The 12,967-nt window shown below is 73.0% G+C and carries 12 protein-coding genes; 1 reads left to right on the forward strand and 11 read right to left on the reverse strand.

Annotated features, from left to right (window positions below):
• Positions 1-165: 165 nt before the first annotated feature.
• The 10 genes from prmC to AB9M23_RS07605 form a co-directional block, all read right to left on the reverse strand.
• Positions 166-1,047 carry a peptide chain release factor N(5)-glutamine methyltransferase gene (gene prmC, locus AB9M23_RS07560; protein ID WP_372423910.1) on the reverse strand — a complete coding sequence of 294 codons (882 nt, stop codon included), beginning with the start codon at positions 1,045-1,047 and terminating at the stop codon, positions 166-168.
• Positions 1,044-2,126: a peptide chain release factor 1 gene (gene prfA, locus AB9M23_RS07565; protein ID WP_372423911.1), complete on the reverse strand. Its 1,083-nt coding sequence runs from the start codon at positions 2,124-2,126 to the stop codon at positions 1,044-1,046. Before prfA ends, prmC begins: the two co-directional genes overlap by 4 nt.
• Position 2,127: 1 nt before the next feature.
• Entirely contained in the window at positions 2,128-4,344 is a 2,217-nt protein-coding gene (ptsP, locus tag AB9M23_RS07570; RefSeq protein WP_372423912.1) for a phosphoenolpyruvate--protein phosphotransferase, read from the reverse strand.
• A gap of 150 nt (positions 4,345-4,494) precedes the next feature.
• Positions 4,495-5,733, reverse strand: a complete 1,239-nt coding sequence (locus tag AB9M23_RS07575; RefSeq protein ID WP_372423913.1) for an aspartate kinase — start codon at positions 5,731-5,733, stop codon at positions 4,495-4,497.
• A gap of 168 nt (positions 5,734-5,901) precedes the next feature.
• The gene (locus AB9M23_RS07580; protein ID WP_372423914.1) at positions 5,902-6,273 is read right to left on the reverse strand and encodes a hypothetical protein; all 372 of its coding nucleotides are present in this window, start codon (positions 6,271-6,273) and stop codon (positions 5,902-5,904) included.
• Between the two features lie 65 nt (positions 6,274-6,338).
• Complete coding sequence (locus AB9M23_RS07585; RefSeq protein ID WP_372423915.1) at positions 6,339-6,608, reverse strand: hypothetical protein; 270 nt, start codon at positions 6,606-6,608, stop codon at positions 6,339-6,341.
• Between the two features lie 222 nt (positions 6,609-6,830).
• Complete coding sequence (locus tag AB9M23_RS07590) at positions 6,831-7,577, reverse strand: outer membrane protein (RefSeq protein ID WP_372423916.1); 747 nt, start codon at positions 7,575-7,577, stop codon at positions 6,831-6,833.
• Between the two features lie 78 nt (positions 7,578-7,655).
• Positions 7,656-8,591: a LysR substrate-binding domain-containing protein gene (locus AB9M23_RS07595; RefSeq protein ID WP_372423917.1), complete on the reverse strand. Its 936-nt coding sequence runs from the start codon at positions 8,589-8,591 to the stop codon at positions 7,656-7,658.
• Between the two features lie 258 nt (positions 8,592-8,849).
• Positions 8,850-9,824: an NADPH:quinone oxidoreductase family protein gene (locus tag AB9M23_RS07600; RefSeq protein WP_372424215.1), complete on the reverse strand. Its 975-nt coding sequence runs from the start codon at positions 9,822-9,824 to the stop codon at positions 8,850-8,852.
• Between the two features lie 52 nt (positions 9,825-9,876).
• Positions 9,877-10,443, reverse strand: a complete 567-nt coding sequence (locus AB9M23_RS07605; protein ID WP_372423918.1) for a sigma-70 family RNA polymerase sigma factor — start codon at positions 10,441-10,443, stop codon at positions 9,877-9,879.
• A 228-nt stretch (positions 10,444-10,671) separates the two neighbouring features.
• Here AB9M23_RS07605 and AB9M23_RS07610 point away from each other — a divergent pair, with 228 nt between their 5' ends.
• Positions 10,672-11,220, forward strand: a complete 549-nt coding sequence (locus AB9M23_RS07610; protein ID WP_372423919.1) for an invasion associated locus B family protein — start codon at positions 10,672-10,674, stop codon at positions 11,218-11,220.
• 25 nt (positions 11,221-11,245) lie between these two features.
• Here the strand turns inward: AB9M23_RS07610 and AB9M23_RS07615 are convergent, their stop codons facing one another.
• Positions 11,246-12,871, reverse strand: coding sequence for a CYTH and CHAD domain-containing protein (locus AB9M23_RS07615; protein WP_372423920.1), 1,626 nt, complete (start codon positions 12,869-12,871; stop codon positions 11,246-11,248).
• Between the last annotated feature and the right edge of the window lie 96 nt (positions 12,872-12,967).

Below are 12,967 nucleotides of genomic sequence, written 5' to 3' on the forward strand. Positions count from 1 at the left end.
CTCGCCTGCTCGATGAACCGGCGAATCTGGCGCTCTGGAGTCTGCTCGATTGCGGTCGCACCCTAGACGCTTCGATGCGCGCCGCCAAGCGTTATTTGGCCCCTCGCCGCGCGAATGCAAGCGAAAAGCACGCGGCGGAGGCGCGGCGGCGGCACGCCGCGTCGCTCACCGGCCGAAGGCGACGACCCGGGCGATGCCGGCGAGGTCGCGGGCGAGCCGCAGGAACACGAGCCCCCGCGCCTCCCCGAGCCGCGCCACGGGCTCCGCCTGCCCGATGCCGACCTCCACCGCCAGCACGCCCCCGGGCGCCAGCAGCTCGCGCCCGCGCGCGAGGATGGCGCGGTAGGCGTCGAGCCCGTCCGCCCCGCCGTCGAGGGCGCGCACCGGATCGTGGGCGCGCACCTCCCTCGCGAGACCGGGAATGTCGGCGGCGGGGATGTAGGGTGGGTTCGACACGACGAGGTCGAACCCCGGCGTCGGCGCGAGCGCCCGCGTCCAATCCCCCACGACGAAGGCCGCGCGGTCGCCGACGCCGTTGGCGCGCGCGTTCTCCCGCGCCGTCCGGCAGGCCTCCTCCGAGCGGTCGAGGCCGATGCCGAAGGCGTCGCGACGCTCGGCGAGGAGCGCGACGAGGATGCAGCCCGAGCCCGTGCCGAGGTCGAGGATCCGCGGCCCCGGCGCGAGCGCGAGCGCGGTCTCGACGAGCGTCTCCGTGTCGGGCCGCGGCACCAGCGTCTGCGGCGCGAGGCGGAAGCGCAGGCCCCAGAACTCGGCCTCGCCCAGGATGCGCCAGACCGGCTCGTGCGCGAGCCGGCGCGCGGCGAAGCCGGAGAGGCGGGCGGTGGCGTCCGCGCCGAGCGGGCGCTCGAGATCGGCGAGCAGCACGCCGGGGCGCACGCCGGCCGCCTCGGCGACGAGGATGCGCGCGTCGAGCGCCGGCTCGTCGAGCCCCGCGCGCGCGAAGGCGCCGCGCACCGCGGCCAGCGCGGCGCCGCGCGTCCCGGCCGGATCGAGAACGAGGGACTCGGGACCCGGCGACGCCCTCACCCCTCCTGCTCCGCCAGCAGCGCCGCCCGGTGCTCGGCCACGAGCGCGTCGACGACCTCGTCGAGCGCCTCGCCCGCGAGCACGGCGTCGAGTTTGTAGAGCGTGAGGCCGATGCGATGGTCGGTGACGCGCCCCTGGGGGAAGTTGTAGGTGCGGATGCGCTCCGAGCGGTCCCCCGAGCCGACCTGCGCCTTGCGATCGGCCGCCCGGGCGGCGTCGGCGCGGGTGCGCTCGAGATCGTAGAGCCTGGCGCGCAGGAGCTGGAGCGCGCGGGCCTTGTTCTTGTGTTGCGAGCGCTCCTCCTGGACCACCACGGCGATGCCGCTCGGCAGGTGGGTGATCCGCACCGCCGATTCGGTCTTGTTGACGTGCTGCCCGCCGGCGCCCCCCGAGCGCATCGTGTCGATGCGCAGGTCGCCCTCGTCCAGCGCGAGGTCGACGTCGGCGGCCTCCGGCAGCACGGCGACCGTCGCCGCCGAGGTGTGGATGCGCCCGCCGCCCTCGGTCTCCGGCACGCGCTGGACGCGGTGCACGCCGCTCTCGAACTTGAGCCGCGCGAACACGCCGCGCCCGACGATCTCGGCGACGACCTCCTTGAAGCCGCCCATCGCGCCCTCGCTCGCGGAGATCGGCGAGACGCGCCAGCCGTGGATCTCGGCGTAGCGGGAATACATCCGGAAGAGATCGCCCGCGAACAGGGCCGCCTCGTCCCCGCCGGTGCCGGCGCGCACCTCGAGGATGGCGCTGCCCTCGTCGGCGGCATCCCTGGGCAGCAGCATCAGCTGGAGCGCGCGCGCGGCCTCCTCGGCCGCTCCCTGCGCCTCCTCGCGCTCCGCGCGTGCGAGGGTGCGCATCTCGGCGTCCGTCGTGGGGTCGGCGATGAGCGCCTCGATGCCGGCGAGGTTCTCCCGCGCCGCGCGCCAGTCGCGGATCGCGGCCACGACGTCGTCGAGCTCGGAGAGCTCGCGCGAGAGCGCGACCACCGTCTCCGAATCGGGACCGGCGGCGAGCATGTCGGTGATCACGGCGTGGCGCTGGACGATGGCGTCGAGGCGCTCGGTCGGGGGCGAGAGCGTCATGTCAGACCGGGATATGGCGCGCCTCCGCGAAGGACGCCAGGGTCGCGCGCAGCGAGGCGTCGCCGTCGGCGCGGGCGAGCTCGCGGGCGAGCACCTCGGCGAGCGCCCCGGCCTCGGCGGCGATCAGCGCCGCCTTCACCGGCCCGACCGCCGCGGGGGACATCGACAGGGTGCGGTAGCCGAGCCCCACGAGGGCGAGCGCCTCGAGCGGCCGGCTCGCCACCTCGCCGCAGACGGAGACGCGGCAGGCCGTGCCCTTCGCCGCCTCGACGATGGTGCGGAAGGCGCGCAGCGCGTTGACCGAGAGCGCGTCGTAGCGGCTCGCCACCTGGCGGTTCTCGCGGTCCGCCGCGAACAGGAATTGCAGCAGGTCGTTCGAGCCCACGGAGACGAAGTCCGCCCGCGCGCAGATCTCCTCCATCTGGAAGAGCAGCGAGGGTACCTCGATCATCACGCCGACCTCGATGCGCGTCGGCAGCGGGTGGCCGTGGCGGGTCAGGTGGGCGATCTCGCGGTCGACGATGGCGCGCCCGCGCACGAACTCGTCGACGGTGGCGACCATCGGGAACATGATCGCGCAGGGCCGGCCCGCGCTCGCCTTGAGCAGCGCGCGCACCTGGCTGCGCAGGAGCCCCGGCCGGTCGAGCCCGATGCGGATCGCCCGCCAGCCGAGCGCGGGGTTCTCCTCCTCGATCTGCGACATGTAGGGCAGGATCTTGTCGCCGCCGATGTCGAGCGTGCGGAAGACCACGGGCATCGCGGGCCCGACCTGCTCCAGCACCGCCTGGTAGAGCTTCTGCTGCTCGGCCGTCGACGGCATGCGCTCGGCGACCATGAACTGGATCTCGGTGCGGAAGAGCCCGATGCCGGCCGCACCCGTCTCCTCGAGATGCGGCAGGTCGACGAGGAGGCCCGCGTTGAGCTGGAGCTCGATCGCCACGCCGTCCCTCGTGACGCTCGGCACGTCGCGCAGGGCGCGGTACTGCTCCTGGCGCTTGGCGCGCAGCCGCGCCTTCTCGGCGTAGGCGGCCTCGATGTCCGGGCGCGGGCGTACCTGGATCTCGCCGGCGACGCCGTCGACGATGATCGCGTCGCCGGGCTCGACGAGCGAGGTGACGTTCTCGACCTCGCCCACGGCGGGCAGCCCCAGCGCGCGGGCGACGATGGCGACGTGGCTCGTCGGCCCGCCCTCCTCGAGCACGACGCCGCGCAGGTTGGCGCGCTGGTAGTCGAGCAGCGCCGCCGGCCCCATCGAACGGGCGACGAGGATGGCGTTGTCCGGCAGCGCCTCGGCGGCGGCGACGAAGTCGCGCCCGACGAGCTGGTGCAGCAGCCGGTTGGCGAGGTCGTCGAGGTCGTGCAGGCGCTCGCGCAGGTAGGGGTCGGTCTGGCGCAGGAGCCGCGCGCGGGTGTCGGACTGGACGCGCTCGACCGCCGCCTCGGCGGTCAGGCCGGTGAGCACGACCTCGCGCATGCGCCGGAGCCAGCCCTGGTCGTGGGCGAACATGCGCACGGTCTCCAGCACCTCGCGGTGCTCGCCGCCGTCGCCGACGTCGCCGCGCTCGATCAGCGCGTCGATCGAGGCGCGCACCGCCTTGATCGCGGTCTCGAGCCGCGCGACCTCGGCCTCGGGATTTTCGGCGATGAGGTTCTTCACCACCACGCGCGGCTCGTGCAGAACCACGTGGCCGAGCCCGACGCCGTCCGCCAGCGAGACGCCCTGGAGGTAGAGCGGCCGACGCACGGCGATGTCGGCGCCCGGCTGGACGAGCGCCTGGAGTTCGCCGGAGGCGACCATCTCGGCGAGCACCATCGCGGTCGTCTGGAGCGCCTCGACCTCCTCCTCGGTGTAGGTGCGCATCGTGCGGTTCTGCACGACGAGGACGCCGAGCGTGTTGCCCGCGCGCAGCACCGGCACGCCGAGGAAGCCGTGATAGATCTCCTCGCCGGTCTCCGGCTTGTAGGAGAAGGACGGGTGCGTCTGCGCGTCCGAGAGCGCGAGCGGCTGCGCCTCGCGGGCGATGAGGCCCACCAGGCCCTCGTCGGCGCGCATGGTCGTGAGGTGGACGGCCTCGCGCTTGAGGCCCTCGGTGGCGTAGAGCTCGAGCGTCTGGTCGGCGCGCAGGACGTAGACCGAGCAGACCTCGGCCACCATGTTGGCCGCGATCAGCACCACGATCCTGTCGAGCCGGTCCTGCGTCGAGATCGGCTCCGCCATGATCTCGCGGAGCTTCCTCAGCAGGACGCGCGGACCTCCGGCGGCAGGTCTAATCGGCAGGGCCGGGTCTCCTTCACGCCCGGGCGCGCGCGCCCGGCTCCAGGGTGAGGCGCGCGGGTCGACGCACGCCGCTCGTCGTCCGCGGCCGGCTCAGGCCGCGTCCAACCCGTATAGCGAGTGGAGCGTGCGCACGGCAAGCTCGGTATAGGCCGCGTCGATCAGCATCGAGAACTTGATCTCGGAGGTGGTGATGGCGCGGATGTTGACGCCCTTTTCCGCCAAGGCCTTGAAGGCCTTCGCGGCGACGCCGGCATGGCTGCGCATGCCCACCCCGATGGCCGAGACCTTGACCACGTCGGTGGCGCCCTCGAGCTTCTCGTACCCGATTTTCGGTTGCAGCTCCTCCAGAAGCGTCCGCGCGCGGGCATAGTCGCTCGCCGGCACCGTGAAGGTGATGTCCGTCGTCGCCGAATCGCGCGAGACCACCTGGATGATCATGTCGACGTTGATCGCGGCGTCGGCCAGCGGCACGAAGATCGAGGCGGCGACGCCCGGCGTGTCCGCCACCCGCCGCAGCGTGATCTGGGCCTCGTCCTTGGAATAGGCGATGCCGGTGACGGTCTGCTGTTCCACGATGTCCTCCTCGTCACAGATCAGCGTGCCCGGCCGCGGGTCCTCGGGCGGATCGAAGCTCGAGCGCACGATCGTGCGCACGCCGTAGAGCATGGCGAGCTCGACCGAGCGCACCTGCAGCACCTTGGCGCCGAGGCTCGCCATCTCGAGCATCTCCTCGTAGGAGACCCTGTCGAGGCGCCGGGCCTTGGTCACGATGCGCGGGTCGGTCGTGTAGACGCCGTCGACGTCGGTGTAGATGTCGCAGCGCTCCGCCTCGAGCGCGGCGGCGAGCGCCACCGCGCTCGTGTCCGAGCCGCCGCGGCCGAGCGTCGCGATGCGCCCCGTGGGCGCGTGCACGCCCTGGAAGCCGGCGACCACCGCGACCTCGCCGCGCTCGGCGAAATGGGAGAGGATCTTCGAGCCGTCGACCCGCGTGATCCGCGCCGAGCCGTGCGTGCCGGAGGTCTCGATGGGGATCTGCCAGCCCTGCCAGGAGCGCGCGGGGATGCCGATCGCCTGGAGCGCGATGGCGAGGAGCCCGGACGTCACCTGCTCGCCGGAGGCGACGACGGCGTCGTACTCCCGCGCGTCGTGGATCGTCGAGGCCTCGCGGCACCAGCCGACGAGCTCGTTGGTCTTGCCGGCCATGGCCGAGACGACGACGGCGACGTCGTAGCCCGCCTTCACCTCGCGCTCGACGTGCCGCGCCACGTTGCGGATTCGATCGAGATCCGCGACCGAGGTGCCGCCGAACTTCATCACCAACCGGGGCATGGGGAATCTCGCCTCGCTGTCCGTGCGCGCAGGGATGGCGCCCCGCCGCCGCCGCGGGGCGCCACTCCAATGACCGCGCGCGCGAGGCGTGTCAACGCGCCGTTAGGCGAGGACGAGACGCGGCCGCCAGTCGCACAGGCGACGGGCGCCGCGGCACGGCGGGCGTTCTCAGCGCAGGAAGGCGCGACACTCGCCCATGACCGCGAGCGCCATCTCCTGCTGGAGGAAGCCGGGGTAGAGGACGTCGAGCTGCGACAGCGCGTAGAGCGTCTCCTCGCATTCGCGATGCGTCGCGGCGGGGAAGTGGCGAGCGAGACAATAGGCGGCGGCGTCGAAGACGATCGCGGGCAGCGCGCGGCCGGACGCGCCCGCCTCGGCGAGGGCGCCCATGTGCTCCTCCACGGTCTCGGCGCACCAGAAGATGCTCTTGTATCCGAAGCGATGCTCGAAGGAGGCGATCGGGTCCGGCTGGGCCGGGCGGGGATCGGCGAGGGCGCTCGTGGCGAGCGCCAGGGCGGCGGCGAGGACGAGGGTTCTCACGGCATGACCTCCGGGATGCGGGGTGCCTGCCGCGCGGGACGCGCGACAGGCCTGGAGCGGTCCGCTCAGCGCGGGCAGCTCTTGCGGACCAGCGTGTAGTGGTCCTCCTCGACGATGCGCCGGGTCTGGATGAACACCGAGGGATTGCGCACGCGGTTCCAGTGGGCGCCGCGGGTCTCCCATTCCTCGGACTCGGCCCGGACGAGCTCGCCGCGGGTGTTGATCTCGACCGTGGCCGGGACGTAGACCCGCTCGTAGCACGCCACGTAGCGGCTCTGGGCCTCACGGACGGTATAGGTCTCGGCCGAGGCGGCCGAGACGCCGAGAACGGCCATGGCGGCCGTCGCAGCGAACGCTTTGGCGAACATAACGCTACCTCTCAAGCTTGCGTCGTAGCAGCCGCATCCGAGTGAATTGTAAGCGAGACACAAAAGTAATAAACCCCGATTCGCGTTCAGGCTGCATAAACCTTAATCTTTGTTGATCCAACATAGGCGAGATACGAGCAAAGATTGATCTTGAGTTGCTCCTCGCGTCCGGCGAACACCTCGCCGCGGTCACATCAGGCTCAGCCGAATGCCCAGGCGGACGTCGTGGAGAGAGAGCGATCCCGCCGCGCCGGCGTCCGGCACGTGCGTGTAGCGGTAGCCGAGATCGAGGTGGACGCCCTCCTGCAGCGCGACCGACACGCCGCCGCCGATACCCAGGGCCAGCCCCGTATGCGCATCGCGGACGAGCGGGGACGCCGCCTGCGCACCCCAGGCGGTGGTCTCGACGTGCGCCATACCGAGGCTGCCCGACAGATGCGGCGTCAGGCGACCCATGCCGGGGAGTTCCCAGGTCGCCGTCGCCATCACGGACCGGACCCCGACGGAGCGCGGCCGTGCGGCCGCGAAGGCGTGCCCGGAGGGCATCTCGAGGCGCTGTCTCCAGAGATCGGCGGTGACGTCCGCACGCAGGGCGTCCGAGATCCGCATCCCGAGGCCGAACGTGACGGCCGCGGTGCCGTCGTCGGCCCCTTCGGCCGTGCGGCCGACCGCGCCGAAGGCGAGATGGAGGGCGCGCAGGACGTCCGGCGTGCGCGGCGCCGGCCGCGTCTCGTGCGCCACGAGAGCCGCGATCTCGGGATCGTAGGGGGCGGCCAGGCCCGTCGCGCGCCGGAGGGTGACCTCGTCTCGTGTCTCGCAGAGCAGGTAGGCCCGGCCGTCGTCGGCCGTCCCGAGCCGGCATCCGTCCGGCTCGCCGGCCGCCGCGGCGCCGCCGAGGAGCGTGGCGGCCAGAGCGATCGGAAGAAGACGCGTCATCGGTTCGGCTCGTGGGGCTGATCGTGCTTTCCGAACCGTAAATGCGTATGGTTAACGAACCCTTGGCGGCCGGGCGCGTCAGCGTGCCGTTTCGGCCTGCGGCCCCTCCCCGACGGCCGCCGCACCCCCCGGGCAGCTCTCCCGCAGCTCCCCCGCGATCCACTCCCGGAACGCGGTGATCGCCCGCGTCGGGGCGCGGTCGCGGGCGGTGACGAACCAGTAGGAGATGCCGGTCGGATAGCGGTCGGGGAAGGGCGCGACGAGGCGACCCATGGCGAGCGCGTCGGCGGCGAGCGTCTCCCAGGCGAGGAACACGCCCTGGCCCGCGATCGCCGCGTCGAAGCACAGTGCCGCGTCGGAATAGACCGGCCCCTCGCCGAGGATGCCCGCGTCGAGGCCGTTGGGAGCGAGCCAGACGTCCCAGGAGAACATGGCGTGCGGCTCGGTGACGATCGGCACCCGCGCGAGATCGGCGGGCCCGGCGAGCCGCTGCGCCAGCGCGGGCGCACACACGGGGAAGACGAGCTGCGCGACCAGCCGCTCGGCGCGCACCCCGGGCCAGCCGCCGCGGCCCACGCGGATGCACAGGTCGACGTCCGAGACGTTGGGATCGACGAGATCGAGCGCGGCGTCGATGCGCACCCGGATGCCGGGATGGGCGCGGGTGAAGCGGTCGAGCCGCCAGACCAGCCATTTCGAGGCGAGCACCGGCGCGACCGAGACGGTGAGCACGTCCTCGCGCCGCCGGTCCGCCAGCGCCACCGCGGCGGAGAGCTCGGCGAAGCCGGCGGAGAGCCGCTCCAGCACCGCCACGCCGAAATCCGTGGGCTCGAGCCCCCGCGGGCGCCGCTCGAACAGGGTGCGGCCGAGCTCGGCCTCGCACTTGAGGATCTGCTGGCTCACCGCGCCGACCGTGACGCCGAGCTCCTCGGCGGCGGCGCGCAGCGTCCCGAGACGGCCCGCCGCCTCCACCGCCCGCAGGCCCCCGAGATGAACGCGGGCGAGGTTGCGCATATAGCTCCCCTATAGTCTCGTCGAGAATATCGGGATTTCACCCAAGGCGTCGATCCGTCATGGTGCAGCCATGCTAAACCTCATCCAGATCCTCCGGCAAGCGCTCGCGACCGCAGAGCCGGAGCCGGACCCGCACGACCCGTTCTCCCACCCGGCGATCGCCGCGATGAGCCCGGACGAGCTCGCCGACCTGCCGCTGCCGCGCCCGCCGGCACCGGCGCCGCAGGCGCGCGGCGCGGCGGCGCGGACGGCGTCTCTTCAGGGCACCAGCACGAGCTTCCCCCGCGCCTCGCGCCGGGCGATCCGCCCGATCGCGGCGGCGGCCTGCGCCAGCGGGTAGGTCTCCTCCACCCGCGCGGCGATCGTGCCGTCCGCGGCCCACGCCAGGAGGCGCTCCATGTTCGCCCCATGGCGGGCGGGCTCGCGCTCCAGGAAGGCGCCCCAGTAGACGCCCCGGATGTCGCAGCCCTTCAGCAGCACGAGGTTGAGCGGGATCCTCGGGATCTCCCCCGCGGCGAAGCCGATGACGAGGTAGCGCCCCTCCCAGGCCGTGGCGCGCAGCGCCGCCTCGGCGAGATCGCCGCCGACGGGATCGTAGACGACGTCGACGCCGCGCCCGCCCGTCAGCGCCTTGAGGCGCGCCTTCAGGTCCTCGCGCGCGTAGTCGATCGTCTCGTCCGCCCCCGCCTCGCGGGCGAGCGCGAGCTTGCCGGCGGAGGAGGCGCAGGCGATCACCCGCGCGCCGAGCGCCCGGCCGACCTCGACCGCCGCGAGCCCGGTCCCGCCGGCGGCGCCGAGCACGCACAGCGTCTCGCCGGGGCGGATCGCGGCGCGATCGGCGAGGGCGTGCAGGGCCGTGCCGTAGGTGATGGAGAGCCCCGCCGCGCGCGGGTCGTCGAGCCCGTCCGGCACGGCCGTCAGCCGGTCCGCGGGAGCCGCGACCCATTCGCGCGCCGCGCCGTGCCCGACATAGGCGACGACCCGCTGCCCGAGCGACCAGCCGCTCACCCCGGCGCCGAGCGCCGCGATCTCGCCGCACAGCTCGCCGCCCGGCGAGAAGGGGAGATCCGGGCGGACCTGATAGCGGCCCTGGACGAGCAGCGTGTCGAAGAAGTTGAGCCCCACCGCGCGCACCCGCAGCAGGACCTCGCCGGGGCCGGGCTCCGGCACGGGGATCTCGACGAGCGTCAGCGTCTCCGGCGGCCCGAGCCGCTCGCAGAGCACCGCCCGCATGGTCGTCGCCCGCATCGTCCCCGTCATGGCGCGCCCCTTCCCCTCGGGTCCCCTACCGCGCCTCCACCACGCCGCCGCTCTCGAGCGTGCGGCGCAGCCGGGTGAAGGCGAGCCGGATGCGCGACTTGACCGTGCCGAGCGGCAGGCCCGTACGCTCGGCGATCTCGGAATGCGACAGCGCGTCGAAGAAGGCGAGGCGCACGAGCACGAGCTGCTCCTCGGGCAGGCTGCGCATCGCCTCGCGCACCGCCGCCTCGCGCTGGCTCGCGTCGAGCTCGCCCTCGAGGTCCGTGTCGTCGACCACCTCGAAGAGCGGGCTGTCGGGCTCCACCGGCGTCGAGCGATCCCGCCGCATCAGGTCGATTCGGCGATTGCGCGCGATTCGGTAGAGCCAGGTCGTGAGCGAGGACTTCGCCGGATCGAACATCTCCGCCTTGCGCCAGAGCGTCACCATCGCGTCCTGCACGATCTCCTCGGCGAGCGCCTGCTCGGCGCCCTGGCGCAGCAGGTAGGCCGTGAGCCGCGGGGCGTACCAGTCGAACAGACGCGCGAAGGCCGCGCGGTCGCGATTCCGCGCGACCGCGGCGATCAGCGCCTCGTGCTCGCTGGGAGAGGGCAAGACGTCCTCGATTCTCCGCCCCGACGCGGCGACGATCGGCGCACCGGACACCTTGCAGTGTTAAGCCCTCGGGACGGGTCCGGCAATCCGCCGCTCCGGCGATCCGTGCGCGTCACGGGCATTCAGGCAAGGTTAACGTATTTTTGCCCATTTCAGGCCAATCTAGTGCTCAGCGAAAGCCGAGCCCGCCGGAAGGCGGTGAAACCCCCGCGATCCAAGGTGAGCGTCATGAGAACTTCCCGATCGATCCGCCGCTTCGCGCCCACGCTCGCGCTCCTCGGCGCCTGCGCGGCCGCGCTCGCGCTGACGACCGGTCCCGCCGCGGCCCAGCAGGCGCAGGCCACGCTGCTCGGCCAGTTCAACGACTGGTCCGCCTTCGCCACCGAGGCGAGCGGCACCAAGATGTGCTACGCGTTGTCGCAGCCCAAGACGCGTCGTCCCGAGGGCCTGAACCGCTCCCCCGGCTACCTCTTCGTCTCCTTCCGCCCCTCGGAGAACGTGACCAACGAGGTCGCCGCCGTCATGGGCTTCCCCACGCAGGACGGGCAGACCGCCACCGGCGTGATCGACGGCACCACGTTCAACTTCGTCACCCGCGGCGAGAACGTCTGGGTCCAGAACCCGGCCCAGGAGAACGACGTCGTCCAGGGCTTCGTCCGCGGGCGCTCGTTCGAGCTCAACGTCCGCTCCGGGCGCGGCAACGACACGACGGACGTGTATTCCCTCTCCGGCTTCACCGCGGCGCTGAACCGCGCCAAGGCGGAGTGCGGCGTCTGATCGCGACGCCGCACGCCCGCCGTCCTCACCCTTTCTCGGGCGGGGCCCAGAACGGCCTCGCCTTCGCCAGCCTGGCGACCGCCTTCCGGGCAGACGCGACATGCTCCGGGCCGGCCTCCGCGGCGTCCGGTCGTTCGAGCTTGGCGAAGCCGCGGGCGAGCGATTCGTCGGACGTGTCGAACAGCGCCTCCATGCGATGGGCGACGGCGAGGTCGTTGAGCGCGCCGAGGTCCTCCTGGAGAGCCTCCAGCCGGCTCAGCATCTCGGCGTGCCGGCGCGCGCGCTTGCGGGACGCCTTCTTTCCCTCGTCCCCGCCGCCGAACGCGGTCTCGAAGAACTCCACCGCGTAGCGCAGCTTCTTCACCTCGATGCGCAGCGCGTGGCGTGATTCGGGGTCGAGCGCGGCGAGGTCCGCGCCCTCGCGCACGATGCGCTTGCGGCGCTTCTTCAGGAGCCGGGCCGCGAACGCGGACACCGATTCGTCGCGCACCCTGTTCTCGCCGGCGAGCCAGGAGCCGGCCTCGATCCAGGCGGCGGCGTCGATCAGCATCAGCCGGTAGCGCGCGCTCGTGGAGGCCTCCCGCGCCTGTGCGCTCGCCGCGTCGCGCCGCGCGGCGAAGGCGGCGGCGAGGTGGGCGAGGTCGGCGTCGTCCGGGTGTGCCGCGCGCATCGGCTCGACGACGGTGGCGATCTGCACGTCGAGATCGCGCGCGTCGCCGAGCGCGTTCGCCATCCATTTCAGCTCGGCGGAGACGGCGCGGCGGCGTTCGTCGTCGACCACCGTCTTGAACAGCGAGATCGCCGCGCGCAGGCGCCGCAGCGCCACGCGCGACTGGTGGATCGCGCCCGGCGCGCCGAGGTCGCGCAGCGCCCGCTCGTTGGCGACGAGCTGGGCGAGGCAGGCGCGGGCGATGCGTTGGAAGGCCGCGCCCGCGGTCGTCGCGGGGTCGAGCGCGATCTCGATCTTCTTGACGACCCGCGGCCCCTCGCCCGCGGCGAGCGCGAAGCCGCGATCGGCCTTGGTGCGGAAGCCGAGCCGCGCGGGCACCGTCTCGGCGATCCGGCGCGCGAAGGCGAACAGGTCGGCGGCGGCGCCGGCGCGCAGCTCGAGCTCGAGCTCGCAGACGGGCTCGGTGCGCTCGCCCGCGCGCACCGTCCCCTCGTCCACCACCATCTCGGCGACGAAGCCGCCGTCGCCGATCACCAGCGTGCGCCGGCGCACCGACACCGCGAAGGCCGGCGCGAGCCCCGCGCGCACCTTGCGCTTGGCGAAGAGCGGCGCGAGCGGCGTGCCGTCGAAGAGCGCGAGATCCGGCACGTCGCCCGCGACGGGCGCCTCGATCTCGACGCGATCGAACAGCCCGCCGGAGGGGCCGCTCGCGGCCTTGGCGGTCTGCACGCGCGCCGCGCCCGTGCGCCGGATGCGCAGGCTCACGCCGTTGGCCCGCAGCCGGCCGTCCGGCGTGTCGAAATAGGTCGCCTCCATCCGCTTCGCCTTGGGCGCGGCGGCGAGGGCGGGCGCGAGCGTGGTCTGGCGCGAAAGCCGCTTCCAGTCCGCCGGGGCGAGCTCGAGCTTGAGCTCGACTTCGCGCGGCGGGGGATCGAGCGAAGCGGAAGGCGGTGCCTCCGGGTCCGCGACGGGGGAGGTCATGTCTGCCTCGGGGGAAGGATGGTCCTGCATCCGGCCAAGCAAGCGCAGGCCGGGAAGCGATGCAAAGCTTTTTGCGGGAAAGCGTTCCCACACCGC

Source organism: Salinarimonas chemoclinalis (genome assembly GCF_041514305.1).
In the GTDB taxonomy this organism is placed as follows: domain Bacteria; phylum Pseudomonadota; class Alphaproteobacteria; order Rhizobiales; family Beijerinckiaceae; genus Salinarimonas; species Salinarimonas chemoclinalis.

Coding starts and splice junctions, on each gene's coding strand:
- prfA (WP_372423911.1), bottom strand. CDS start 2,126: ATGACGCTCTCGCCCCCGACCGAGCGCCTCGACGCCATCGTCCAGCGC.
- ptsP (WP_372423912.1), bottom strand. CDS start 4,344: ATGGCGGAGCCGATCTCGACGCAGGACCGGCTCGACAGGATCGTGGTG.
- AB9M23_RS07575 (WP_372423913.1), bottom strand. CDS start 5,733: ATGCCCCGGTTGGTGATGAAGTTCGGCGGCACCTCGGTCGCGGATCTC.
- AB9M23_RS07585 (WP_372423915.1), bottom strand. CDS start 6,608: ATGGCCGTTCTCGGCGTCTCGGCCGCCTCGGCCGAGACCTATACCGTC.
- AB9M23_RS07590 (WP_372423916.1), bottom strand. CDS start 7,577: ATGACGCGTCTTCTTCCGATCGCTCTGGCCGCCACGCTCCTCGGCGGC.
- AB9M23_RS07595 (WP_372423917.1), bottom strand. CDS start 8,591: ATGCGCAACCTCGCCCGCGTTCATCTCGGGGGCCTGCGGGCGGTGGAG.
- AB9M23_RS07600 (WP_372424215.1), bottom strand. CDS start 9,824: ATGCGGGCGGTGCTCTGCGAGCGGCTCGGGCCGCCGGAGACGCTGACG.
- AB9M23_RS07610 (WP_372423919.1), top strand. CDS start 10,672: ATGAGAACTTCCCGATCGATCCGCCGCTTCGCGCCCACGCTCGCGCTC.
- AB9M23_RS07615 (WP_372423920.1), bottom strand. CDS start 12,871: ATGACCTCCCCCGTCGCGGACCCGGAGGCACCGCCTTCCGCTTCGCTC.